The following is a 23,607-nucleotide window of genomic DNA, read 5'->3' as shown; positions in this document are numbered from 1 at the left end:
CCAAGGCTCAGGCCTGGCGCTTGAAAGTGCAATGTTTTGCTTGCTGTGAGAGCAAGGCTTGCCCGCGATGAAGGTCACTCGGTTTCTGCAAATCCGAGTCGTCTGTTTCGCGAGCAAGCTTTGCTCCCACAGGGCACAATCGGGCAATACGAATAAGAGCACGCCCCATGCTGATCGACGAAGAATTGACCCTGAAGAAACTCGAGGTGTTCCTGGCGTTCATGCGCACCGGCAACCTGGCGCGGGCCGCCGTCGAATTGCAGACCAGCAACGTCAGTGTGCACCGGGCCATTCATTCGCTGGAAAGCGCCCTGCGCTGCCCGCTGTTCAAGCACGAGGGCCGCAACCTCACGCCGCTGGAAAGCGCCTATGTGCTGGAGGAGCGGGCGCAGAAGCTGATTCAGGACGTGGTCGAAAGCGTGCGCCTGACCCGCGAAGCCGCCGGGTTCTCCGCCGAGCGCTTCAAGCTCGGTTCGTTGTACTCGCTGACGGTCAAGACCGTGCCCCAACTGATCATGGGCCTGAAGATCCGCCGCAGCGAACTCAATATCGACCTGATCATGGGGTCCAACATCGACCTGCTGTACAAGCTCAAGAACATGGAGGTGGACGCGATCCTGGTCTCGCTGGACGACAGCGTCAACGACCCGGACTGCGAGCACATCGCGCTGTTTTCCGACGACATCTTCCTCGCCACGCCGGCCGACTCACCGTTCGCCCAGCGCAGCGAGGTGGACCTGGCAGAGGTTCGCGACGAGACCTTCATCACCCTGACCCAGGGCTTTGCCACGCACCAGGACGGGATCCGGGTATTCAGCCAGGCGGGGTTCGAGCCGAAGGTGGCGATGCAGGTCAACGACATCTTCACCCTCCTGAGCATGGTCAGCTCCGGCGTGGGCTATGCGCTGTTGCCGGGCCGGATTGCGGCGGTGTACGAGAACCGGGTGAAACTGATCCCGTTGCAGGAAAAGTACCGGTTGCAGCAGCACATCGGCGTGGTGTTCCTCAAGGCCAAGGAGCGCGATCCGAACCTGTTGGCATTGCTCGCCGAGTGCCGGATGTATGCCAATCGCCAGGGTTGAGAGCGAGTCGAGGCCTTCGCGAGCAGGCTCGCTCCCACAAGGGTTCTGTGAACATCGATCCAATGTGGGAGCGAGCCTGCTCGCGATGAGGACAGCCCGCCCAGCGAAAATCCCGCGCCTTACCCCAGCAACCCGCGCATGATCAGGAACAACAACGAAGGCCCCAGCAGGCAGCCCAGCGCCGTATAGAACGCCGCCGTCAGGCAGCCATAGGGCACCAGCTTCGGATCCGTCGCCGCCAGGCCACCGGCCACGCCACTGGAGGTGCCCATCAAGCCACCGAAAATCACCGCGCTGCGTGGATTGTTCAGGCCGATCAAGGGCGCTACGAACGGCGTCGCCACCATTACCAGGATCGCCTTGATCAGCCCGGCGGCAATGGACAGCGCCATGACTTCGGAGCTGGCGCCGATTGCCGCCCCGGTCACCGGACCGACAATGTAGGTGACCGCCCCGGCGCCAATCGTGGTCAGGCTCACCGCGTCGGTGTAGCCAAAGACCATCGCCACGCCGACGCCGGCAACGAACGACGTGCCCACCCCGACGAACAGCGCCAGCACGCCAACGAAGCCGGCGCGCTTGAGTTCCTCGATATTCACGCCAAAGGCCGTGGCGACAATGGCGAAGTCGCGCAGCATGGCACCGCCCAGCAAACCGATGCCGGACAGCAGAGGAATGTCCACCACGCCCTTCTGGCCGCCGGTCATCGCCCCGCCAATGTAGGACAGCACCAAACCCAGCAGAATCGCGATGGCCGAGCCGTGCAGGCGACCCTTGGTGAACGTGTTGCTGATCCAGTAGGACACCCACATGGTGACGCCGATGATCGCAAAGCCGCTGATCATGCCGTAACCGGTAATCACCTTCATCATGGATTCATACATGGCGGTCACCCTGCCGTCTTCACGGAAACATCAGACTCAGGTCCCTTGCTGCCGATGCGTACCAGCACCGGTACCATCGCAAAGGCAATCACCACGGCCAGGGTCCCGGCCAGGATCGCCATGGGCCCGCCCTTGAGCGCGCCATAGACGTTCTGCTGGGCGGCCATCGCGACCACGATGGGAATGTAGATCGCACTCCAGAACTCCACACCGGCCTCGGACTTGCCCTTGAACAGGCCGCGCTTGCCCAGGTAACTGCCCAGGCCGATCAACAGCAGCATCGCAATGCCGACGCCGCCGACATTGGCCGGCACACCGATCAGTTTGCCGAGCAGCTCACCGATGAAAATACCTGCCAAGGTACAAAAGGCCAGAAACGCCACACCGTAAATAATCATTGTTGTAGTCCTCAAAATGCATCGTCGAAGTTGTTGTTTTTGTGCTTCGCCAGCTTGAGTCGGTGGTCTAGGGTTGGCGGCGTCCCTCCTCGGCGAGCAGCGCCTGCAGGGTATCGAGCCGGGCCCCGTCGAAGGCCATGACCGTGCCCGACTCGAAGACCCGGCGCGCCAGCCCGGTCAGTACCGCGCCGGGCGGCAGTTCGATCTGCAACCGGACACCGCGCTCGTAGGCACTTTGCACCGTGCCGCGCCAATCGACGACACGGCACATGTTGAAGGCCAGGTCATCGCGCAAGGCCTGGGGGTTGACCACCGGCCGGGCACGGCTGCCGCTGAGATAACCCAGCACGGGGGCGCGCAGCGGCACGTCGGCAAACGCCTGGGCCAGTGTCCGCGCCGGTGCTTCGAGCAGCGGGCAATGGGACGGCACGCTCACCGCCAGGCGGCACGCCTTGCCGGCGCCCTGGTTTTTCGCATGCCGGGCGACGGTCGCCATGGCCTCGTCGCTGCCGGCGATGACCACTTGGTTGTCGGCATTGATATTGGCCAGGTAGACCGGCGTGCGGTCGCTGTGCACCTGCGCCAGCAAGGCTTCCACGGCGGCGAGGTCCAGGCCGATGATCGCGGTCATGCCATGGCCCCGTGGATAGGCCTGCTGCATCAATTCGCCCCGCAGGCTGACCAATCGCAGCGCATCTTCGAACCCCAGCGCACCCGCCACCACCGCCGCCGGATAGGCGCCGATGGATAACCCCGCGACATAATCCGGCGCAGGCGCCTGCTCCAGCAACCGGCGGGACGCCGCCACGCCTGCGATCAACAGGCACACCTGCACGGCGCGGGTCGACTGCAATGCTTCGGCGCTGTCCAGTTGCAACACGTCCTCCCCGAGCACTTCGCTGGCCAGGTCCAGGACCTGCGGCGCCAGGCCGTGGAGCATGCCCGCCCGCTGCGCGCCCTGGCCCGGGAACACCAGGAGGCTGCTCATGCGACCCGCTCCAGCGACGGCTGCCAGGGGTTGTCCACCAGCCGGGCCTGGACGTCGTCCTTGAGCAGGACCCGGCGTGACGGGCCCGCCCATTCGCGTAATGCAACGGCGCCAAAAGGAGTCTGCAACTGCATGTCCACCTGGCACACCGAGTCGTCCAGTTCCGCCAGCAAGGCCCTGGCCCGCTGGCGCTCCAACGGTTGCGGCGTGCGCAGGATCAAGTCCAGGTCGCTGCGCCCGTGCAGCGCCTCGATCCCGCTGGCCAGTTCGAACCCGGCGCTGCCACCGATGCCCCAGGTCCAGCCCCAGGCATTGAGCAGCGGCCGCAGGCGAGACAGCGCTTGCAGCGCCGGCAGCTCCCGAGGGGGTTCGACATGGCACAGGTCCTCCGGGCGAACCCGGCGCTGGATCGCCGCCAACGGCATCGACGCAGCGTAGCGTTGCTCCCGGGCCCGCCCCCGAACCCCCACCGCCACCCAGCCCGCCGGAGCCAGCGCCCGTCGCACCACCACCGGTTGACCGAGGCCGAGGGCTTCGCTCGCCCAAGCGGGCGCATCCGCCGGTAACAGCGCCGGGGTCATTCCCCAGAGCAGGTCGTGGGCCAGGAAGGTGCTCACCACTGTTCACCCAGCAATTGCCGGACATGGCTGGAAGCGGCCCGATGAGGCGCCCCCAGGCGCCCGCGCAGATCACGGGCGGCACCGTCGACATCCTTGATCGCCTGTTGCAGGCAATCGGCGACCCGGGCCAGATCGGACGCCGAGGGCTGTTCGATCTGTTCCACCGACAAGGTTTCCCAGAGCAGACCCAGGCTGGCGAAGCTGTCGATGTCGTAGGCCATCGGCGGCACGCTGGCGGCCAGCGCTTCCAGCTCTTCGACACTGCGCAGGGTCACCCGCGCCGCCGAAGCCTTGCCCATGGCGTGGACCATCACCCCCGGATCGCGCAGCGCGATCAGCCGGTTCGCCTGGTAGCCGTGGGCCAGGAACGCCCCGGACATTGCGTTGCCCACCAGCAAACCGATCACCGGATGCCCGGCCAAGCGGGCACGGGCGTAACTGTCCGCCGCGCCGGCCAGGGCCTGGTGGATACCCAGGGCTTCTTCCCGGCGTCCATAAGCCTGGCTGGGTACATCGACGATGGCGATCAGCGCTCGCTTGGCAGAGGCCTGGCGGTCCGCCTCGATGGCGTCATCCACTGCCTTGGCCAGGCCCCAGCCTTCCAGCAAGCCGACTTCGCCGTTGCGTGCCCGGGGAAAACGGCTATCGGGATCGGCCACCACCGCCAGCAGGCGCACGGCCTGCTCGCCCAGCCTGGTGTCGGCGACTCTCAACGAGGCCGGCAACCCTTGCACCGGGCGGGCGCCGCCACTCAAGGCGTCGAACCAGCGCAGGCCCCTCAATGAATACGCACTCATGGGCGTTCTCCCTGATACAGCTGACGAACCGCCGCCGGTTCGATTTGCACGTCGGTGTCCACTCGGGCCAGGCGTTGCAGGAACCACTCGGCCTGGCCGCTGCGGTGGTGCGCGGGCACGCCCAGGTGCAGCAATTGGCTGACGTGTTGACGGATCTGCGCCACATCATCGGCCGCATAACGATCCACCAACCCGGTGGCGAACCGTTGCTCGCCGCCGGTCAGGCTCCAGATGAACGGCCGGTCGCGGGAGTCGTATTCGTCGAGCCCGGCCTCCTGCTCGATCACCTGCGGGCCGTTCAAGCCCAACCGGGCTTCCTGGGTCACCAGCAAATAGCTGCACAACCCGGCGGCGATGGACATGCCGCCAAAGCAGCCGACGCTGCCCGCCACCACGCCCACCACGGGCTGGTACTGGCGCAAATCGACGATCGCCGAATGGATCTCGGCAATCGCCGCCAGGCCGAGGTTGGCCTCCTGCAAGCGCACCCCACCGGTTTCCAGCAACAGCACGGCACGGGTCGGGACGCCGCGGCGGTTGTCCTCGGCGGCCAACTCCAGCGCGCCGGCGATCTTCGCCCCGCCGACTTCGCCAAGGCTGCCGCCCTGGAACGCCCCTTCGATGGCGGCGACCACCACCGGCAGGCCGTCGAGCGAGCCCTTGGCGATCACCACGCCGTCGTCGCTCTGCGGCACCACACCCTGGCGCGGCAGCCAGGGCGACATGATCCGTTGGAACGGGTCGAGCAATTCGCGAAAGGTGCCGGCGTCGAGCAAGGCCTTCGCCCGTTGCCGGGCGCCGAGTTCGACGAAACTGTGTTTGTTGAGCAAGGCGGCGCTGTCAGTCATGGCCGATCTCCTCGAAGCCTTGTTCCAGGCGCAGGCGCACCACCCCCGGGGTGGCGCCGAAATCGTGGATGTCGATGGCCAGCGCGGGCGGTGTCCGGCCGTCGAACAGGCGGGCGAACAGATGCTGCCAGCGTTGCTCGCTGCCATTGACCGAGGTCTGTACCTGGATCGTCAGCTTGCCGGCAAGCCCGGGCTCGATCAGCACTTCCAGGTCGCCCGAGCCGACACAGCCCACCAGCGCACGCCCCCGTGGCGGCTGCCCGGCGGGGAATTCGAACAGTAAGGTTTGCATCACAAAGCTCCCAGGATGAGGCCGTCACCCGATTCGATGCGGTCGACGAACAGGCAGGCCGCGAGCAGGTCGGCGGCACCACCGGGCGAGGCGTTCAAGGCGATCAGTTGTTGGTCCAGCCCGTGCAATCGGCGACGGCCGTCGAGGCTGGCGCTGCCACCGGCGTCCAGCACCGCTTGGGCGCCGCACTGCATGGCGTGCAAGCCGGGCTCGCCGGCGCGGTACAGCACGCAGGTGTCCGCCAGTTCGGTCATGATCGCCAGCAAGGCGTCGAGACGGGCGTTCTGTTCACCGTGCCCTTGGGCACGACTGCGCCGGAGTTGCGGCAGCGCGCGTTGCAGGATCGAAGGAAAGCCCAGTTGCGCCTCTTCCCTTGCGCCGCGTGCGCCGTAGCGTTGGGCCACTTGGGTGCCGTGGCTGAAGGACTTCGGTGCATAGCGATCCTCCAGCAACGCCAGGCGTGCGGCGCGCAACGCGATGGCGCTGGCGACGCTGGATTCAGGTTCCAGCGCCGCTGCCGCCACCAACAGGCCCAGCGCCCAGATCGCGCCACGGTGAGTATTCACGCCGCCGGTGGTGGCGAGCATCGCCGCTTCGCCTTCGCGACCAATCCGCCCGAGGGCTTCGCGCAGCGGCAGGTTCACTTCGCCGGACTCGATCGCCGCTTCGGCCATGGCCTTGAAGGCGGGCCACAGGGACAGCGCCGAAGCATGCATCAGGCCAAGGTGCAGGTCGGTATGGGCGCCGTTGCCGCGCCGGTCCACCAGGGCCGGCTTGGGCGACAGGTCGGCTTCGTCGATCAGCGCGTCCACCGCCAGGTCCGCCAGCCGCTCAGCCAGGCTCAGGGTGTTTGGTTGCAGGTTGAATGCGTGCATTACCAGCTCCTGAATTTGGCGGGCGGGTTGTAGAGGCCACCGGACCACTCCACCAGGTCGGCCACGCTCTTGGCCGCGAGCAATTTGCGGCTGGCGTCGGTACGCCGGATGCCGAGGTCTTCGGGTAGCGCGATCAACCCTTCGCGGCGCATGCGCGCGGTGTCTTTCGGATCATGGCGCAAGCCGATGGCGGTGACCCCGGCGACGGCGGCGATCATGGCCTGGCGCTCTTCCAGGGAACGGGCCTTGTACAGGTAGGCGATGCCTTCCTCGGTCAGCAGGTGGGTGACGTCGTCGCCGTAGATCATGATCGGCGCCAGGGGCATCCCGGCTTTCTTCGCCACGTCCACCGCGTCGAGGGTGTCGACGAACGTCGGCTTGCCGCCCTCCTGGAAGGTCTCGACCATTTGCACCACCAGTTTCTTGCCCCGCTCCAGCAGCGGCGCCTCGCCGTCGCCATGGCGCATGTCGAGCCAGGCCGGGGTGCCATGCCGACGGCCGCGCGGGTCGTGGCCCATGTTCGGCGCCCCACCGAAGCCGGCCAACCGGCCCCGGGTAACCGTGGAAGAATGCCCGTCGCCGTCCACTTGCAGCGTGGCGCCGATGAACAGGTCCACCGCGTACTGGCCCGCCAGTTGGCAGACCATGCGGTTGGAACGCAGCGAGCCGTCGTGACCGGTGAAGAACACGTCAGGCCGGGCGGCGATGTAGTTTTCCATCCCCAGTTCGGTGCCAAAGCAATGCACGCTTTCGACCCAGCCGCTTTCAATGGCCGGGATCAACGTGGGGTGAGGATTGAGGGTCCAGTTGCGGCAGATCTTGCCCTTCAACCCCAGGGATTGGCCGTAGGTCGGCAGGATCAGTTCGATGGCCGCGGTGTTGAAACCGATGCCGTGGTTGAGGGACTGGACGTTGTGTTTTTCGTAGATCCCGCGGATCGCCATCATCGCCATCAGGACGTGCACCGGCTTGATGTGGCGCGGGTCGCGGGTGAACAGCGGCTCGATGTAGAACGGCTTGTCGGCCACCACCACGAAATCGACCCAGGACGCCGGGATATCCACCCGCGGCAGGTCGCTGACATCGTCCACCAACTGGTTGACCTGGACGATGACGATGCCATCGCTGAACGCCGCCGGTTCAATCAGCGCCGGGGTGTCCTCGGTGCTCGGGCCGGTGTAGATATTGCCGGCGCGGTCGGCCATGAAGCCGGCGGAAAGCACCACGTTGGGAATCAGGTCCACCACCAGCCGCGCGTAGAGTTCGATGTAGGTGTGGATCGCGCCGACTTCCAGCAGCCCGTCTTCGAGCAACTGGCTGATGCGCAGGCTCTGGGTGCCGGCGAAGGAAAAGTCGAGCTTGCGGGCGATGCCGCGTTCGAACAGGTCCAGGTGTTCGGGCCGGCCGACGCTGGGCATGATCATGTGCAGGTCGTGCAGCTTGCCGGGGTCGGCCTTGGCCAGGGCCCGCGAGAGAAAGTCCGCCTGCTTCTGGTTATTGCCTTCCAGCACCACTCGGTCGCCGGGCAGCATCAACGCCTCCAGCGCCGCGACAATCTTGTCGGTGGGCAACACCACACCGTCGGCCAGCCCCTTCACCAGCCCGAGACGCCGCTGCTTCTCAGCGCGCCGCCGCGTCCAGCGCGAGTCGGGGGATATTGTTGTTGTCATGACCACTCCACGGGTTCGCTGTCGTGGGGGTCACATTAGGAGCGTTGGGGCGAGGGCATCAATCAAGCCCGGCGATGAACCGTTACGGTTGGAGTAACGGTTATTCAAATTGAACACAACCCTCCTGTGGGAACGAGCTTGCTCGCGATAGCGGTGTATCAGTCAGCGAAGATATTGAATGGACTGCAGCCATCGCGAGCAAGCTCGCTCCCACAGGGTCTATGGTGACCGTCCATCGAATAAGCGCTTCGCCCTGTCAATCCTGACAGTAGTCAACCTGGCTGCGCAGAGGCTGAATGAGCTGCGCGACGATCTTCACTGCCCGGGTCCCTCCGGCAGGATCGGAACGCCACGGCGGGAGAAGAGGCATGAACCAAGACAAGTATGGGCATGACTTCCAGGATGGAAAAAGAAACGGCTGGGAAAATGATCTGGGTTCCCTGGATGGGGAGCTCAAATCGGAAGGAGAGGCAGGCAACAAGAATACGTACTGGTCCGGCAAGCTGGAGTACAGGCCGCCAAATATATTCCTGCCATCACTGGCCAAGATGTTCACGTTTCCCGGCCCCAGGCAGGATGACCCGAAGCCGGAACAAGGGACGCTGTTCACATCCTTCAAGTACCGCGTTCACCCACCGGAGCCGGGGGAAGCGACCACCGTCAGGGTCATTGTTACAGCGAACGTCTCGCTGGGCTTCGGTTCATTCTATATCGACGAGAGCACACCCACCGGGAAGTGGCTGCAAACTGAACCTATCGGCGTTCATTATTCCGGCACCAAGGCGCACGTTTTGATCGGCACGAATTACGCAGAACCGGGTGTGTCCCGCAAGGTGGACATCGACGACATCGAAATCAACCGAGTGCCCGGCAAATGAAACCTGCCAGTTGAAGAATCCATCCTGTGGGAGCGAACCTGCTCGCGATCACGTCGGGCCAGCCACCTCCATGGTGAATGCCACACCATCGCGAGCAAGCTCGCTCCCACAGGTGATTTCAGGCCCTTACCAGACCCGCCGCCACCACCAACTCCTCCAGCGCCAACAGATCCGGCACTTTCGCCACATGCTCCCCCACCTGCACCGCCGCCTGTTCCAAGCCGCACAGCGGCACATCGACATAACTCAATTGGGCGTCGAGCTTGCAGGAGCGCGGGATACCCTGCACCAGCAGTGCCAGGAAGCGCAGCTCCGGGCGGCCGCCCAGGGCGTTGAGCACGACGATGCGCACCCGCTCGCCGATCACGGTTTTCTGCCCGCAGGCCGACTCGAAGCTCAGCAGCGGCACCTGCCGTTCGCGCCAGCTGGCCCAGCCGAGGAACCACGGCGGGGTGTCCATATCGAACGTGCTGCCCTGGTAGTCGATCAATTCGGCCACGGCGACGTTGGGCAGGATCAGGTGGCGGTCCGCCAGGGGAAGCAGCAGCCCGGTGAGGTGGCTGGTGCGCTGGTGGGGGTGCAGGTCATGCATGGGGCTTGCTCCAGTGCGCGATGCTGTCGAGCAGCACCGATTCCTGGTACGGCTTGCCCAGGTAGTCGTTGACGCCGATCGCCATGGCGCGATCGCGGTGTTTCTGGCCGGTGCGCGAGGTGATCATGATGATCGGCAGATGGGCCAGGCGCGGGTCGTTGCGTACCTGGGCGGCCACTTCGAAGCCGTCCATGCGCGGCATCTCGATGTCCAGCAGCATCAGGTCCGGGGCATGTTCGGCCAACAGCGCCATCGCATCGACACCGTCCTTGGCGGTCAGGACGTGCATGCCGTGGCGCTCCAGCAGGCGGCTGGTGACCTTGCGCACCGTCACCGAGTCGTCCACCACCAGCACCAGCAGCGGCCGTTGCGGTTCGCCTTCGCTTTCGGCCGGTAGCGGTCGGCGTGGCACCTGGTGGGGCAAGGCGCGGATCGGCGCCAGCAAGTCGAGGATCAACACCACCCGGCCATCCCCCAGGATCGTCGCCCCGGATACGCCCTGCACCGCCGCGAACTGCGCGCCCAGGCTCTTGACCACGATCTCGCGGGTGCCGGCGGTGGCGTCCACCTGTACCGCGACGTGACGTTCGTTGCATTGCATCAGCAGCAGCGGCAACGGTTGGCTCTGGCCCAGCAGCTTCGGCCGCGCCGTGGTTTTCAGCAGCTCGCCCAGGTAGCACAGTTCATAGCGCTGCCCGGCGTAGGTGTAGGTCGGCGGGTCGAGCTGGTAGTAGCCGTCCAGTTCGGCGGGCAATACCCGGACGATGCTTTCGATGGTATTGAGCGGGATCGCGTACTGGTCCTCGTGGCACTGCACCATCAGCGCCCGGTTGATCGCCAGGGTGAACGGCAGGCGGATCCGGAAATGCACGCCCTGCCCTGGCGTCGAATCGATGATCATGCTGCCGCCCAGTTGCCGCACTTCTTCGTGGACCACGTCCATGCCGACGCCGCGCCCGGAAATCTGGGTGATCTTCTCGGCGGTGGAAAACCCCGGCTGGAGGATGAACTGCAACACATCGCGGTCACTGATGTCGCTGTCGGGGGCCAGCAAGCCTCGCTTGATCGCCTTGGCCCGCACCGCCTCCAACGGCACACCGGCGCCATCGTCGCGGATGTCGAAAATGATGTCGCCACCCTCCCTCGACAGGTCGAGGCTGATGCGTCCACGGGTCGGCTTGCCGGCGGCGATGCGCACGTCGGCCGGCTCCAGGCCGTGGTCGACGGCATTGCGCAGCATGTGTTCCAGGGGCGCGGCCATGCGCTCCAGGACGTTGCGGTCCATTTCGCCCTCGGCATTGTCGACCACGAACTCGACATCCTTGCCCAGTTCCTGGGCCACTTGCCGGACGATGCGCTTGAGGCGCGGCAGCATGCGCTCGAAGGGCACCATGCGCGTGCGCATCAGGCTTTCCTGGAGCTCGGTGTTGATCCGCCCCTGTTGTTGCAGCAGGTTTTCGGCGTCGTGGTTGCCGCGGTCGAGGGTTTCCTTGAGGTCGAGCAGATCCGAGGCGGATTCGAACAGTGCACGGGACAGCTGCTGCAACTGCGAATGCCGGTCCATTTCCAGCGGGTCGAATTCCTCGTAGCCCAGGCGCTCGGCCTCGACCTGCTGGCGGCTGAGGATCCGCCCCTGGGTCTCGGTGTCCAGCCGGCGCAATTGGTCGCGCATGCGCTCGAGGGTGGTCTCCATCTCGCTCAGCGCCACCCGGGCATCGTTGACTTGCTGCTCGATACGGCCACGGAAAATCGAGGCTTCGCCGGCCAGGTTGACCAGGTCGTCGAGCAGTTCGGCGGACACCTTGACCATGTCCGCGCCGTCGCCGGGCGCACCCGGTTCGGGCCTGGCGGGCGCAGGCGCGGTGGCAGTGGCCGGGATCGGGACCGCAAGCGCTTCCACCACCGGGGCCGCCTGGGCAGGCTGCTGTTCCTGGGCGTGGCTCACCGCCTGGATCTGCGCGATCAGCCGGTCGCCCGGCGGGCACGGCTGCCCGGCGCGCACGGCATCGAGCATCTGCGCCAGCCGGTCATGGCTGTTCTGCAGCAAGGTGAACAGGCTCGGGCTGGGCTGGAGCAGCCCGGCCGACAAGCCTTCGTAGAGATTCTCCAGCTCATGGGCCAGGTCGCCGATGGGGACGATTTCCACCATCCGCGCGCCACCCTTGAGGGTGTGCAGGTCCCGCAGCAGGGTTTCCACGGCCTGGCGATTCGACGGCTCGGCCTGCCAGCGCAGCAACGCGGCGCCTGAGCTGTCGAGGATGTCGAAGCCTTCTTCGAGGAAGATCTCCAACAATTCGGGATCCTGGCCGGCCGTATCACCCGGGCCTTCCCCGGCGGGGTCGATGGCGTTCGGCTTGTCCTGGCGGAAGCGGCGGATGGCATCGATCAGCGCCACGGGATCGCCCAGCGGCTGGCCCTGTTGCAATTGCCCGAGCAACAGGTCGAGGCGTTCGTGGCTGCGCTCGAGCAGTTGCTCCAGTTCCTCGCTGTGGCTGTAGCGGCGGTCCACCAAGCCTTCGTAGAGATTTTCCAGTTCCTGGGCCAGGTCGCTCACCGGCCGGATATCGGCCATCCGCGCACCGCCCTTGAGGGTGTGCAGGTCCCGCTGCAACGAGGACAGCGGCGCGGCGTTGTCCGGGTCGGCCAGCCAGCGCTGCAAGGCCTGGGCGGCGCTCTCGAGGATGTCCTGGGCTTCTTCGAGGAAGATCGCGGCGATGTCGTCGTCCACCGGCGCGTCGCCGGTGGCGTTGCGCTCCAGCTCGGCGGTCGCGTGGCCCAGTTCGTGGATGCTCAGGGTGCGACTGCCATCGCTGCGGATCAGGCCGGTGGCCGCCGGGTCGAGGCTGTCTTCGAGCAGCTTGCGCAGGGCCCGCACCCGCTCGGGCTGAGGATGCACGGACTGCCCGGCGGCCAATTCATCGAGCATGTCGATCAGTGCTTCATGGGCGCGCTGGGCCTCCTGGAAAAACCCATCGCTGACCGCCAGGCTGCTTTCTTCCACCGCGCCATAGAGGTCGAGCAAGGCTTCGCAAAGCTCATCGACCGGGTGCAGGTCCGCCAGGTGCGCGCCTTCGCCCAATGTCGTCAGTTCATCGAGCAGCGCGCTCAACTCCTGGCCCTCGCCCGGGTGCTGCTGCCACCGCTGCAACAGGCTTTCGGCGTCGAGCAGGATGTCCATGCCCTGGGCCAGGAAGTTATTGATCAGTTGGGGATCGCGCTTGGTTCGCGGCCCCTTGTCCGGGGTGTCGAGGGCCGGTTGCAGGCGCTCGGCCAACAGCGCCTGGGCGCGCCGGATCAAATCCTCGGCGCCGGGTATCGGCGCCAGCGGTTCGCTGTGCAACTGGCGCAGGCTGCGACGCAGCAATCCTCCGGCCTCCAGCAGCAGCTCGACCTCATCCAGGTCGAGGGCAACCAGGTGGGCCTTGTATTCCCGCGCCAGGTCATCCATCGCGCCGGCCAGCTCGGCAATCGGCAAAACACCGGCCATGGAAGCGCTGCCCTTGAGGGTGTGCAAGGCCCGCTGCAACTCATCGCTGGCCTGCAACGGCAGGTGATCGGTGGCCTGGTCGAGAAAGCGATCGAGGCTGGCGAGATGGCCCTGGGCTTCATTGTCGAAGATCTTCAGCAACAGCGGATCGAGGGCGGCCACGTCCTGCCCTTCTTCATCGACCTCGTCGTCGCCCTTGGCCAGGGCATGGGCGCGGGCGGCCAGGCGATCGACGTCTTCGCGCTGGCGCTGTTGGCTGGCGGCGAATTCGGCCACCAGGGCCGGCAGCAACCGCACCGTGTCCTCGACCAACTGGCGCACCGCAGCCGTCGGCTCGACGCTGCGCTCCAGCACCCGATTGAGCAGGTTTTCCACCGCCCAGGCCAGCTCGCCGAGCACCAGCGCCCGCACCATCCGGCCGCTGCCCTTGAGGGTGTGGAAGGCCCGGCGCAGTTCAGCCAGGGCGCCGTGGTCGTCGGGGTCGGCGCTCCAGCGCGGCAGGTATTCGCCCAGGACGTCCAGCACCTCATCGGTTTCCTCGAGGAAGACCTCGCGCAACTCGTCGTCCACCGGGTGTTCGTCCCGTGGCGGTGGCAGCAGGCTGCCCGGCGTGCTGCGGGCCGGCGGGTTGACCGTCGACACCGGGCTGGCCAGCACCTGGGCCAGCGATTGCACGGTCTGCGGATCATCCAGCTCCTGCAAGTCCTGCATGAGCTGGGCTTCGTTGGGGCCCAGCACATCCTCCAGCAACGGCACCCGCGCTTCGTCCGGGAAGTAGCCGAGCGCCGCCAGGCTCTGCTCGACGCCGTCGAGCAATGGCTCGCCGGGCGTCTGCGGGTCTTCGCTCAAGCGCTCCAGGTAATATTCGAGGCCGGTGATCACATCGGCCAGGTGATCGAGCGCCTCCCAGCCCGGCTGGGCCTGGTCGTACAGCAGGTGTTCACGGATGAAACCGTTGCACGCCTCCACCAGGCCGGCGGCGCGACCCAGCGGGATCATCGCCAGCGCACCGCGGACCTGGGTCAACAGGGCCGGCAAGGGCTGCAACTGCTCGCGGTTCCAGTCGGCGTCGATGTAGTCGACGATCATGTCCTTGGCCTGTTGCAGGCAGGTGTGCGCTTCCTTGATGACAATCTGGTGGATCTGGGTCAGGTCGGTGGTGGGCAGGTGCGTGTCTTCGCGGCTCTCGGGCTCGACGGTGCCGACCATGCCGGCCAGGGTGGCCTCGACGTAGAGCAAGGCCCCGGCGACGTCCATGAGGGTCGCGTCATCGGGCTCGCGCTGGCCCTGGGCGAGACTCAGCACCACCGCCAGTTGATCGATGATGACCTTGCGCGGCTGGCCGAAGCCCAGCACCGCCAGGGTATCGGCGATCTGCCGCAGCGGCGCCAGCAGGCTGTCCAGCTCCGAGGCGTGCTGGCGATCGCTGCGCACGAACAGGTCGAGGCGCTCCTTGACCCGCACCAGCTCTTCGCACAGCGCGGCGAGCACCGAACGCAGGGCATCGCGGTCGGGCCCGGCGAGGCGCGCGCGTTCTTCGTCGACCATGGCGCTGTCGGGCAGCGCGTCGTCCAGTGAGTAGCGTTCTTTCATGATCTGCATCTGCCCGCTGGGGTGTTCGGCCTTGGCAATATAGAACAACAAGCTCTTGAGCAGGTGGGGCGGTGCCGGCTGATTGATGCCGGGCATGCCTTGGTCGAGCAGGCGCTTGAGCTCCTTGTCGGCTTCCTTGAACAGGCTGCGCAACGCCGGGCTGTTGGCGATGCGCCCGTCGCGCATGCCTTCGACCAGCGCCGAGGCCACCTGCCACAGGGCATTGAGCGGCGCCCCGGCGCACAGCCCTTCCAGGCGCTGGAAGACCTTGGCCAGGTAACCGAGGTGAGTGGCGTCGTCCTGTTCGCGCAACAGCCCGACGAGGGCCATCTGCAAGGTCTGGCGCAGCTTGCGCAGGGTGTTCGGCAGGTCCGGTGGTTCGAGTCGCCGCAACGCCGCGTCGCTCAGCGCCGGCAGGTCCGGCAGCTCGGGGCTGAACAGGCTGGTTTCCGACAACAGGCTTTCGCCACGGGCGCTGCGCAAATCGTTGATCAATGGCAGCACCACCAGCGGCAAGTCGCGACGGGCGCCCTGCACGCGGTCCAGGTAGATCGGCAACTGGCCCAGGGCCTGGCTCAACAGGCTGATGGCTTCGTCGCGATGGCTGATGCGGTTGTCCTGCAGGGCCAGGCACAGCTGTTCCATCTCTTCGGCCAGCAGCGCGGCGCCGTAGAACTCGACCATCTGCAAGCCACCGTGCACCTGGTGGATACCGGCCAGGCATTGCGCAAGGGCATCCAACGCCTGCGGGTCGTCCACCAGGCGATTGAGGGCCAGGTGGGCCTGCTTCAGCGTTTCGGCAATCTCGCCCTTGACCCATTCCAGGGCCACATAGTCGTGCCGATCAGCCATAACCACTCCAAATCAACGGTCTAAGACGCAGGAACACATCAGCCCTTGTGGCGAGGGGATTTATCCCCGCTGGGCTGCGAAGCGGCCCCTGCGATGCAGAAATCCAACATCTATGTCCCAGACTGGCTATTTTGGGACTGCTTCGCAGTCCATCGGGGATAAATCCTCTCGCCACAAAGGCTCATCACCACCCGACAGGTCCAGTCCGTCACGCCTTGTCCTCATCCGCCGCAGGCTTCGCCGGCAAGGTGAACCCCGACACCGAACGACGCAGCTGGCTGGCCATTTTCGCCAGGTTGCCGATGCTCTCGGCGGTGGCGGTGGAGCCCGACGAGGTTTGCGTGGTGATCTGCTGGATCACGTTCATGGTCAGGGAAATCTGCCCCGCCGACGTGGTCTGTTGCTGCGCCGCGTTGGAAATGCTCTGGATCAGCGCCGCCAGGGTCTTGGACACGCCTTCGATTTCCTCCAGCGCGACGCCGGCATCCTGGGCCAGGCGGGCGCCGCGTACCACCTCGGTGGTGGTCTGTTCCATGGAGATCACCGCTTCATTGGTGTCGGCCTGGATCGCCCGCACCAGGGTCTCGATCTGCCGGGTCGCCGCCGACGAGCGTTCGGCCAACCGCTGCACTTCATCGGCCACCACCGCGAAACCGCGCCCGGCATCCCCGGCCATGGACGCCTGGATGGCGGCGTTGAGGGCGAGGATGTTGGTCTGGTCGGCGATGTCGTCGATCAGGCTGACAATGTCGCCAATTTCCTGGGACGACTCGCCCAGGCGCTTGATGCGCTTGGCGGTGTCCTGGATCTGTTCGCGAATGTTGTCCATGCCGTGGATGGTGTTGTGTACCACCTCGTTGCCCTTGTTGGCGATTTCCACCGAGCGCTCGGCCACCGCCGACGACTCGGCGGCATTGGCCGAGACCTGGTCGATGGACTGGGCCATCTCATTGATTGACGTCGACGCTTCGGAGATCTGCTGGGCCTGGTGCTCGGACGCCTGGGCCAGGTGCATCGCCGTGGCCTGGGTTTCCTGCACGGCGGCGGCGACCTGGCCGGCGGTGAGGTTGATGGTTGCCACCAGGTCGCGCAGTTGGTCCACCGAGTAGTTGATGGAGTCGGCGATGGTGCCGGTGAAGTCCTCGGTGACCGAGGCGGTCACCGTCAGGTCGCCGTCGGCCAGGTCTTCGATCTCGTCCAGCAGCCGCATGATCGCGTTCTGGTTGCGTTCGTTCTTTTCCGCGGTTTCCCGCAGTTGGCGATTGGTTTCCCTGACCATCACCAGGCCGATCAGGATGATCGACATCAGCGCCAGCAGGCCCAGCACATAGCCGCCGATGGCATTGGCCGCCCGTCCGCCGGCCAGGTTCTCGAACGCGGAAGCCAGGTGCGACGCTTCATCGAGCAGGGTTTGCGACAGGCTGAAGATGTTGCCGGCCGATTCGCGGACCTTGAACAGCTCCGGGGACGTTTCGAGGATTTCATCCACCGAACCCGAGACGAACTCGAACAGTTCGCTGATTTCGCTCAAGCGGGCCCGGGCATCGCGATCCTGGACCTGGGAAATCTTCAGGGCCGGGTCGCCCTGCAACATGCCGTTGAGCACCTGGCCAAACCGCGCGGCGTCGCGACCGAAGGTATCGGCGGCCTGGCTGGCGTTTTCGTCCCCCGCCAGCACGGTGTTGACCGCGCCGAGGATCCGCTCGGCCAGCAGCGACTGGCGCTGGGCCATGGCCACCTGGGCCGCGGGCGCACCGCGTTGCAGCAGGATCTCCACGACTTTTTCGTACTCGACCTGCAATTGCGGCACGGTCTCGGCCAGGGTCGCCGCCACTTGGTGCAACGACAGGACGGTCTGCTCGCTGGACAGGATCGCATCGGCGTTCTTCAGCAGGCGCTCCCAGTCCAACTGCACGGCACGCATCTGCGGGCGCAGCGTGGCCGGCGCCGGCGGCAGGCCGGTCACCGGGTCGCCCTGCTTCAGGTAGCCCCAGCGCTGGGCAAAGTCGTTGCGCGCATCGCTGAGCAACTTGAACGCCGCCGGCTTGCCGGCGGCGGCTTCGGTGGCGTTCTTGGCGATGCGCTGGGACAACACCCGCAGCTCGCCAGCATGGCCGATGTACTGCTTGTCATAGGTGGACTGGGTGTTGAGGTAAGCGAAGTTGGCGAACAACAGCACGATGAAGACAATCAGCGCGACGAACAGCACGATGATCTGCGAACGACTGCGCGACGCTTCCAGTGGCTTGCCTGCTTTTGCTTTGATCATCGGTTCTCGCCTGTACTGCCTCATCCAACCCACTCGCCAGTGCCCCTCACTGTGGGAGCGAGCTCGCTCGCGATAGCGTCGGCCCCGTCAGCATTGATTTATCTGACCCACCGCAATCGCGAGCAAGCTCGCTCCCACACTGGATCTGCGCTGCGTCTCGTTAAACCGCCACATCCATGAACCCCGGCGAGCGCGTCAGCGCGAACGGGCTGAACACCTGCCATTCGCGCTCGCCGCCAAACCGGCCCTTGACGAAGGTTGATTCCGGACCGTCGAGCTCGTCCACCAGCGGCGGCTCCAGGCTGCCCTGGGAAAAATGCTGCAGGCCAAGGACCTCGTCCACCAGCAAGCCGGTGAACACCTCGTCGTGATCCACCACCAGCACGCGCCGCTGCTTGCGCACGGGCGACAGCTCGTGGCCGAAGAACCCGCACAGGTCCATCAACGGCAGCAACCGCCCGCGCAGGTTAGCCACCCCGCGCACCCAGGGCTTGACCCCGGGCAACTGTGTGTAGCGCGGCTCGTGCAGCACTTCGCTGACTTCGCCCATCGGCGCCACGTACCAATGCTCGCCCAGGCGAAAACCGATGCCGCTCCAACTGTCGCGGTGGGTCGGCTGGGAGGGCAGGTCCGCCCCCAGCAGCCGGCAGCGCCGGTCGATCTGCAGCAGCAGTTCGAATGCCGTCAGGTTCTGGCTCATGGCCGCGTCGTCAATCCGCCAGCACTTTGTTCAGGGTCGCGATCAGGGTTTCTTCGTCCACCGGCTTGGTCAGGTAGTCCTTCGCGCCCTGGCGCGTGCCCCAGACCTTGTCGGTGTCCTGGTCCTTCGTGGTGATGATGATCACCGGGATGTGCCCGGTGTCCGGGTCCTTGGTCAACTGGCGCGTGGCCTGGAAACCGTTGAGGCCGGGCATGACGATGTCCATCAGCACCGCGTCGGGCTTTTCCTGGCGGGCCAGGGCCACGCCATCGGCGCCATTCTCGGCCTTCAGGACCTGATGGCCGTGTTTCTCCAGCATGCCGGTCAATTTGTACATTTCGGTCGGCGAATCATCGACGATCAGGATACGTGCCATGGTGTTCCCCATTTTTGTCGACCCCAGGCCCGTTGGCCGAGTGTCATTAATGTGCCTGGTGCGGCTGGACAGCGGCAAAGCCCGGGACATGGGCCTGTATCGCACCCAGCAGTTCTTCCTTGCTGAACGGTTTGGTCAGGAATTGATCGGAGCCGACGATGCGCCCCTTGGCCTTGTCGAACAAGCCATCCCGGGACGACAGCATGATCACCGGCGTGGCCTTGAATGCACTGTTGTTCTTGATCAGGGCGCAGGTCTGGTAGCCGTCCAGGCGCGGCATCATGATGTCGACGAAGATGATGCCCGGATGGTGATCGGCGATCTTGGCCAGGGCATCGAAGCCGTCGATGGCCGTGATCACCTCGCAGCCGACGTTGCGCAGCAAGGTTTCGGCGGTGCGGCGGATGGTCTTCGAGTCGTCGATGACCATGACCTTCAAGGCACTGGGTTGCTGCTGCGTGAATTGCTCTGCCATTGCCACTGCGAACCGGTTTTTAACGCGTCAGGGTGGTCGACGGCGCAAACCCTTGATGTTCAAGGCCCGCGCGTCACATGGCAGCCTTTTTAGCACAGTCTCCATCGCCGATCTATCGGCCGCTCGGCGCGGCGGTTTTTCCTTGACCGCCAAACTTCCGGGCGCCACTCTGACGCCACTTTTTCACGCCTTTTATGCCCATCATATTTCGAGGAACCAAGCCATGAGCGTACGCGTCGGCATTGTCATGGACCCTATCGCCAGCATTTCCTATAAAAAGGATAGCTCGCTGGCCATGCTGCTGGCCGCTCAAAAGCGCGGCTGGGAGCTGTTCTACATGGAGCAGCGCGACCTCTACCAGGCCGAAGGCCAGGCGCGGGCACGGATGAAGCCGCTGAAGGTCTTCGCCAATCCCGAGAAGTGGTTCGAACTGGGCGCGGAAAACGACGCCCTGCTCAGCGACCTCGACGTGATCCTGATGCGCAAGGACCCGCCGTTCGACATGGAGTTCGTCTACTCCACCTACCTGCTGGAACAGGCCGAGAGCGCCGGCGTGCTGGTGGTCAACAAGCCCCAGAGCCTGCGCGACTGCAACGAGAAACTGTTTGCCACGCTGTTCCCGCAGTGCACGCCACCGACCATCGTCAGCCGGCGCCCGGACGTGTTGCGCGAATTCGCCGAGCACCATGGCGACGTGATCCTCAAGCCCCTGGACGGCATGGGTGGTTCCTCGATCTTCCGCCACACCGCCGGCCATCCGAACCTGTCGGTGATCCTGGAAACCCTGACCCTGCACGGCAAGCAGCAGATCATGATCCAGGGCTACCTGCCGGCCATCGTCGATGGCGACAAGCGCATCCTGATGATCGATGGCGAACCGGTGGACTATTGCCTGGCGCGCATCCCGGCGGCCGGCGAAACCCGTGGCAACCTGGCCGCCGGTGGCCGTGGCGAGGCGCGCCCGTTGACCGACAAGGACCGCTGGATCGCCGCCCAGGTCGGCCCGACCCTGCGGGAGAAAGGCCTGCTGTTCGTGGGCCTGGACGTGATCGGTGAACACCTGACGGAAATCAACGTCACCAGCCCGACCTGCATCCGCGAGATCGACAACGCCTTCGGCACCGACATCGGCGGCCTGCTGATGGATGCCATCGATCAGAAGCTCAAGGCTCGTTGATCCAGATCTGATGAAGGAAACCCACATTGCGTTATCATGCCCGGCCTGAAAAAAACGCGATGTTGGTTTCCTTGTCATGACCCTCCCGTCCGATCTGCCCCAAGAGCTTGCCCATCGCGGCGTGCGCCCGGCTGATCGCCTCGGCTTTACCCTGTTCCTGGCGGCGTTGATCCACCTGGCCGTATTGCTGGGCGTGGGATTTGCCACGGTCGAACCCAAGCAGATCAGCCAGACCCTGGAGATCACCCTGGCCACCTTCAAGAGCGAGACCAAGCCGGCGAAGGCCGATTTTCTCGCCCAGGAAAACCAGCAGGGTAGCGGCACCCTGGAAAAGAAGGCCATTCCCAAGACCACCGAGATCGCTCCGTTCCAGGACAATCAGGTGCAGAAAACCAGCCCGCCCCCGGCCGCCAAGCCCGAGGTGCAGGACACCGCGCCGAAGGCCGCCGTGACCACGGTGGCACCGAAGCCGAAGAAAGCCCCGGTCAAGGAAGAGGTCAAGCCCGACCCCAAGCCCAAGGCACCCGCCCCGACCTTCGACAGTTCCCAGCTGTCCAGCGACATCGCCAGCCTGGAAGCCGAACTGGCCCAGGAGCAGCAGCTCTATGCCAAGCGCCCGCGCATCCACCGCCTGAGCGCCGCCTCGACCATGCGCGACAAGGGCGCCTGGTACAAGGACGAGTGGCGCAAGAAGGTCGAGCGCATCGGCAACCTGAACTACCCCGACGAAGCCCGGCGCAAGCAGATCTACGGCAACCTGCGGCTGATGGTCTCGATCAACCGCGACGGCTCGCTGTATGAAGTGCTGGTGCTGGAATCCTCCGGCCAGCCGCTGCTGGACCAGGCTGCCCAGCGGATCGTACGCCTGGCCGCGCCCTTCGCGCCGTTTACCGGGGATCTGTCGGACATCGACCGGCTGGAGATCATCCGCACCTGGAAGTTCTCCCGGGGTGACCGGCTGTCCAGTAACTGACACACGGCCAAACCCTTGTGGGAGCGGGCTTGCTCGCGATAGCGGAAGGCCAGTCGACCTCTATGTTGAATGATCCATTGCTATCGCGAGCAAGCTCGCTCCCACAGGGGATTGGTGACAGCCTCAGGTATTTCCCAGCTTGTCAGTTCGCCCCCGCGCCGCCACACTAGCGCCTATGAAAAACGTCAGCCCCACCTACCTCAAGCATCAATTCCTGATCGCCATGCCGCACATGGCCGATCCGAACTTTGCCCATACCTTGACCTACATCGTCGAGCACACGGCCAATGGCGCCATGGGGCTGGTGATCAATCGCCCGCAGGAGCTGAACCTGGCGGACATCCTTGAGCAGTTGCGCCCCGATGTAGAGCCGCCATTGCTGTGCCAGCATGTACCGATCTTCATCGGCGGCCCGGTGCAGACCGACCGCGGGTTCGTGCTCCATCCGTCGGGGCCCAAGTACCAGGCCACGGTGGACCTGAACGGCGTGTCGCTGTCCACGTCCCAGGACGTGCTGTTCGCCATCGCCGACGGCGTCGGCCCGGAAAAAAGCCTGATAGCCCTCGGCTATGCCGGCTGGGAAGCCGGGCAACTGGAGGCCGAGCTGGCCGACAACGCCTGGCTGACCTGCCCGTTCGACGCCGACATCCTGTTCAACACCAGCAGCGAATTGCGCCTGGAAGCGGCGGCCAGCCGCCTGGGGATCAACCTCAGCCTGCTCACCAGCCAGGCGGGACACGCCTGATGGCCCTGCGCTTGCTGCTGGGCTTCGATTACGGCACCAAACAGATCGGCGTGGCGGTCGGCCAGGTGATTACCGGCCAGGCCCGGGAGTTGTGCACCCTGAAGGCACAGAACGGCGTACCGGACTGGAACCAGGTCGAAGCGCTGATCAAGGAATGGAAACCCGATGCCGTGGTCGTCGGCCTGCCCCTGAACATGGACGGCACGCCCAGCGACATGTGCCTGCGGGCGGAAAAGTTCGCCCGAAGGCTCAACGGTCGCTTCAACCTGCCCTTCTATACCCACGACGAACGCCTCACCACGTTCGAAGCCAAGGGCGAGCGCCTGGAACGTGGCGGGCAGAAAGGCAGTTACCGCGACAACCCGGTGGACGCCATCGCCGCCGCCCTGCTGCTGCAGGGCTGGCTCGATGCCAATGCCGCCCTGTTCGACACCTGATTTTCTACAAAGCGCCGCCAAGGCGCTTTCTTTTAGCGATGAACCGCGCCCTCGCACCGGCCCGGAAACCTGAAGGAGCCAGCATGAGCCTGCCCAACCCTGCCGAACTGATCAGCCAGATGGCGATCCGTCTCACGGCACACCTGGAACAACGCGGCATCCACGAACCGCGCTACATCGGCATTCGCACCGGTGGCGTCTGGGTCGCCCAGGCGTTGCTCGATGAACTGGGCAGCAACGCGCCGCTGGGCACCCTGGACGTGTCCTTCTACCGCGACGACTTCAGCCAGAACGGCCTGCACCCGCAGGTGCGCCCCTCGGCCCTGCCGTTCGAGATCGAAGGCCAGCACCTGGTGCTGATCGACGACGTGCTGATGAGCGGGCGGACCATCCGCGCCGCCATGAACGAACTGTTCGACTACGGCCGCCCGGCCAGCGTGACCCTGGTGTGCCTGTTGGACCTGGACGCCGCCGAGCTGCCGATCCGGCCGAACGTGGTCGGCGCGACGCTGGCGCTGGCCGCCCACGAGCGGGTCAAGCTCTCCGGGCCCTCGCCGCTGCAACTCGAACTGCAAGACCTTGCCCTTTAACTGCCCTTG

22 protein-coding genes are annotated in these 23,607 nt (G+C 65.3%); 7 read left to right on the top strand and 15 right to left on the bottom strand.

Annotated elements, in window-relative coordinates; genetic code table 11:
* Positions 1-167: 167 nt before the first annotated feature.
* Positions 168-1,082: a LysR family transcriptional regulator gene (locus Q6A48_RS02990; RefSeq protein ID WP_304551860.1), complete on the top strand. Its 915-nt coding sequence runs from the start codon at positions 168-170 to the stop codon at positions 1,080-1,082.
* A 119-nt stretch (positions 1,083-1,201) separates the two neighbouring features.
* Here Q6A48_RS02990 and madM read toward each other — a convergent pair whose 3' ends face one another.
* The 9 genes from madM to mdcA all read right to left on the bottom strand — a co-directional run bounded on the left by madM (position 1,202) and on the right by mdcA (position 8,454).
* Positions 1,202-1,966: a malonate transporter subunit MadM gene (gene madM, locus Q6A48_RS02985; RefSeq protein ID WP_304551858.1), complete on the bottom strand. Its 765-nt coding sequence runs from the start codon at positions 1,964-1,966 to the stop codon at positions 1,202-1,204.
* 5 nt (positions 1,967-1,971) lie between these two features.
* Positions 1,972-2,364, bottom strand: coding sequence for a malonate transporter subunit MadL (gene madL, locus Q6A48_RS02980; protein WP_304551855.1), 393 nt, complete (start codon positions 2,362-2,364; stop codon positions 1,972-1,974).
* A gap of 67 nt (positions 2,365-2,431) precedes the next feature.
* On the bottom strand, positions 2,432-3,352 hold the full coding sequence (gene mdcH / locus Q6A48_RS02975; protein ID WP_304551854.1) for a malonate decarboxylase subunit epsilon: 921 nt from the start codon (positions 3,350-3,352) through the stop codon (positions 2,432-2,434).
* Positions 3,349-3,972, bottom strand: coding sequence for a malonate decarboxylase holo-ACP synthase (locus Q6A48_RS02970; RefSeq protein ID WP_304551852.1), 624 nt, complete (start codon positions 3,970-3,972; stop codon positions 3,349-3,351). The genes mdcH and Q6A48_RS02970 overlap by 4 nt, the downstream gene beginning before the upstream one ends.
* Positions 3,966-4,769, bottom strand: coding sequence for a biotin-independent malonate decarboxylase subunit gamma (gene mdcE, locus Q6A48_RS02965; protein WP_304551851.1), 804 nt, complete (start codon positions 4,767-4,769; stop codon positions 3,966-3,968). The genes Q6A48_RS02970 and mdcE overlap by 7 nt, the downstream gene beginning before the upstream one ends.
* On the bottom strand, positions 4,766-5,617 hold the full coding sequence (locus Q6A48_RS02960) for a biotin-independent malonate decarboxylase subunit beta (protein WP_304551850.1): 852 nt from the start codon (positions 5,615-5,617) through the stop codon (positions 4,766-4,768). The genes mdcE and Q6A48_RS02960 overlap by 4 nt, the downstream gene beginning before the upstream one ends.
* Positions 5,610-5,909 carry a malonate decarboxylase subunit delta gene (locus tag Q6A48_RS02955; protein ID WP_304551849.1) on the bottom strand — a complete coding sequence of 100 codons (300 nt, stop codon included), beginning with the start codon at positions 5,907-5,909 and terminating at the stop codon, positions 5,610-5,612. Before Q6A48_RS02955 ends, Q6A48_RS02960 begins: the two co-directional genes overlap by 8 nt.
* Entirely contained in the window at positions 5,909-6,784 is an 876-nt protein-coding gene (locus Q6A48_RS02950) for a triphosphoribosyl-dephospho-CoA synthase (RefSeq protein ID WP_304551847.1), read from the bottom strand. The genes Q6A48_RS02955 and Q6A48_RS02950 overlap by 1 nt, the downstream gene beginning before the upstream one ends.
* Positions 6,784-8,454: a malonate decarboxylase subunit alpha gene (mdcA, locus tag Q6A48_RS02945; RefSeq protein WP_304551845.1), complete on the bottom strand. Its 1,671-nt coding sequence runs from the start codon at positions 8,452-8,454 to the stop codon at positions 6,784-6,786. Before mdcA ends, Q6A48_RS02950 begins: the two co-directional genes overlap by 1 nt.
* A 368-nt stretch (positions 8,455-8,822) precedes the next feature.
* Between mdcA and Q6A48_RS02940 the strand changes: the two genes are divergently transcribed.
* The gene (locus tag Q6A48_RS02940; RefSeq protein ID WP_304551844.1) at positions 8,823-9,332 is read left to right on the top strand and encodes a hypothetical protein; all 510 of its coding nucleotides are present in this window, start codon (positions 8,823-8,825) and stop codon (positions 9,330-9,332) included.
* 118 nt (positions 9,333-9,450) lie between these two features.
* Here the strand turns inward: Q6A48_RS02940 and Q6A48_RS02935 are convergent, their stop codons facing one another.
* The 6 genes from Q6A48_RS02935 to Q6A48_RS02910 all read right to left on the bottom strand — a co-directional run bounded on the left by Q6A48_RS02935 (position 9,451) and on the right by Q6A48_RS02910 (position 19,676).
* Positions 9,451-9,924 (bottom strand): chemotaxis protein CheW, encoded by a 474-nt coding sequence (locus Q6A48_RS02935; protein WP_304551843.1) that lies wholly within the window; start codon positions 9,922-9,924, stop codon positions 9,451-9,453.
* Entirely contained in the window at positions 9,917-15,856 is a 5,940-nt protein-coding gene (locus Q6A48_RS02930) for an Hpt domain-containing protein (RefSeq protein WP_304551841.1), read from the bottom strand. Before Q6A48_RS02930 ends, Q6A48_RS02935 begins: the two co-directional genes overlap by 8 nt.
* A gap of 208 nt (positions 15,857-16,064) precedes the next feature.
* Positions 16,065-18,125 carry a methyl-accepting chemotaxis protein gene (locus Q6A48_RS02925; protein WP_304551840.1) on the bottom strand — a complete coding sequence of 687 codons (2,061 nt, stop codon included), beginning with the start codon at positions 18,123-18,125 and terminating at the stop codon, positions 16,065-16,067.
* 160 nt (positions 18,126-18,285) lie between these two features.
* On the bottom strand, positions 18,286-18,825 hold the full coding sequence (locus Q6A48_RS02920; protein WP_304551838.1) for a chemotaxis protein CheW: 540 nt from the start codon (positions 18,823-18,825) through the stop codon (positions 18,286-18,288).
* A 10-nt stretch (positions 18,826-18,835) separates the two neighbouring features.
* Positions 18,836-19,201: a twitching motility response regulator PilH gene (gene pilH, locus Q6A48_RS02915; RefSeq protein ID WP_042731352.1), complete on the bottom strand. Its 366-nt coding sequence runs from the start codon at positions 19,199-19,201 to the stop codon at positions 18,836-18,838.
* 46 nt (positions 19,202-19,247) lie between these two features.
* Positions 19,248-19,676, bottom strand: coding sequence for a response regulator (locus Q6A48_RS02910; protein ID WP_042731343.1), 429 nt, complete (start codon positions 19,674-19,676; stop codon positions 19,248-19,250).
* A gap of 223 nt (positions 19,677-19,899) precedes the next feature.
* On the opposite strand from Q6A48_RS02910, the gene gshB reads away from it, so the two are divergent.
* The 5 genes from gshB to pyrR all read left to right on the top strand — a co-directional run bounded on the left by gshB (position 19,900) and on the right by pyrR (position 23,598).
* Positions 19,900-20,853: a glutathione synthase gene (gene gshB / locus Q6A48_RS02905; protein ID WP_304551835.1), complete on the top strand. Its 954-nt coding sequence runs from the start codon at positions 19,900-19,902 to the stop codon at positions 20,851-20,853.
* Positions 20,854-20,929: 76 nt separating this feature from the next.
* Positions 20,930-21,826, top strand: a complete 897-nt coding sequence (locus Q6A48_RS02900) for an energy transducer TonB (RefSeq protein WP_304551833.1) — start codon at positions 20,930-20,932, stop codon at positions 21,824-21,826.
* Between the two features lie 175 nt (positions 21,827-22,001).
* On the top strand, positions 22,002-22,571 hold the full coding sequence (locus tag Q6A48_RS02895) for a YqgE/AlgH family protein (protein ID WP_304551831.1): 570 nt from the start codon (positions 22,002-22,004) through the stop codon (positions 22,569-22,571).
* On the top strand, positions 22,571-23,008 hold the full coding sequence (gene ruvX / locus Q6A48_RS02890; protein ID WP_304551830.1) for a Holliday junction resolvase RuvX: 438 nt from the start codon (positions 22,571-22,573) through the stop codon (positions 23,006-23,008). The genes Q6A48_RS02895 and ruvX overlap by 1 nt, the downstream gene beginning before the upstream one ends.
* Before the next feature lie 83 nt (positions 23,009-23,091).
* The gene (gene pyrR / locus Q6A48_RS02885) at positions 23,092-23,598 is read left to right on the top strand and encodes a bifunctional pyr operon transcriptional regulator/uracil phosphoribosyltransferase PyrR (protein ID WP_304551829.1); all 507 of its coding nucleotides are present in this window, start codon (positions 23,092-23,094) and stop codon (positions 23,596-23,598) included.
* Positions 23,599-23,607: the final 9 nt, after the last annotated feature.

The organism is Pseudomonas citrullilanati (assembly GCF_030580855.1).
Classification (GTDB): domain Bacteria; phylum Pseudomonadota; class Gammaproteobacteria; order Pseudomonadales; family Pseudomonadaceae; genus Aquipseudomonas; species Aquipseudomonas citrulli.
This window is presented reverse-complemented; position numbering and strand designations above follow the sequence as displayed.